This is a genomic window from Streptomyces sparsus (genome assembly GCF_054776295.1).
Map to the genome: position 1 here is coordinate 1 of NZ_BAAHCA010001215.1, position 1,214 is coordinate 1,214.

Sequence of the window (1,214 nt, forward strand, 5' to 3'; positions counted from 1 at the left end):
CGCGTCCCGGCCCCGTCCCGGCGGCGGGGCTCGTTCCGCGGCCGGTGCATCGGCCTGCGGGGGCGGACAGACTGCCGCACCTCTGGGACCGACGCCCCTCACTGCCCGGGGTGTTGGCGCGTCCGAGAAGTCGACGGCAGCCTGCCGAGTGGGCAGGCTGCCGTGGAAGAGCGATCGTCGTGGAGGAGGAACTGCTGTGGCCGGAAGGGCGGATGTCGTGTCAGACGGCCTTCAGCAGGGCGTCCTCACGCCACTTGAGGATCTTGTCGAAGCTGACCGATGCGCCGCTGCCCGGCTGGCTGCGGAACCTGACGTGGTCGGCGAGCGCGCGGATCAGGAACAGGCCGCGACCGCTCTCCGGTTCGGAATCCCCGTCGGCCACCGGGCCACCCTCGCAAACCACATCGGACTCCATGGCGAGACCCGGCTCCGGCGCGAGGCCGGACTCCGTTGCCCGGGCGGCGCGTTGCGCGGTGTCCTCCCGCGCCGTCCCGCCCCGGCCGGCCGCGACGGCGACCGGGCGGGGGCCGCACTCGCCGGGACCGGGCGGGTCGAGAGGGAACCCCGGGCCGTGATCGGTCACTTCGATCCGGCACATGTCGCCGTTGAGGTAGGCGGTGACCCGGTAGTCCTCGTCGTGTCCCGCTCCCCCGCCGTGTTCCACGGCGTTGGCGCACGCCTCCGACAGGGCCACGGACAACTCGTACGCGATGTCGGCCTCCACCCCGGCCGTCTCCATCGTGCCGAGCAGCAGGCGACGGGCGAGCGGAACGCTCGCAGCGTCACGCCGCAAGTGCAGAGTCCACCAGATGCTCATGCTCCAGCCTCCTGGCTGCGGTCGACATACCGAGGCTCGACATACCGATACGTATTGCCCCCCTCAGCGGACAGTAAGCATGATGTTGACGTCACACCGCTCATTCGGCGGATGCCCTGATACCCGCCGTGCGATACCGGTCCGCCGTCAGCGGCGGTCCGGCACGTCGGCGTGTCCGCCACCGCGTCGGTCCCTCGGCACCGGCCGCCGCCCTCCGCCGCCGTCCACCTCCGCCGTGTACGGCGGGACGTGGTGGTGAGATGATGTGGCCGCCATGACCGAGCCCGTCGCGCGTGCCGGCGCCGACCTGCGAGTGCTGAGGGCCGCGGTGTTCACCGCGGCCTGCGTCGCGCTGTCCGCGGGCGGTCACGTACTCGCGGCGGGTGCCGCCGTGCCC

At 72.5% G+C, this 1,214-nt stretch carries 1 protein-coding gene; it reads right to left on the minus strand.

Annotated features, from left to right (window positions below):
• Positions 1-220: 220 nt before the first annotated feature.
• On the minus strand, positions 221-817 hold the full coding sequence (locus ACYVE9_RS27485; protein WP_461030597.1) for an ATP-binding protein: 597 nt from the start codon (positions 815-817) through the stop codon (positions 221-223).
• Between the last annotated feature and the right edge of the window lie 397 nt (positions 818-1,214).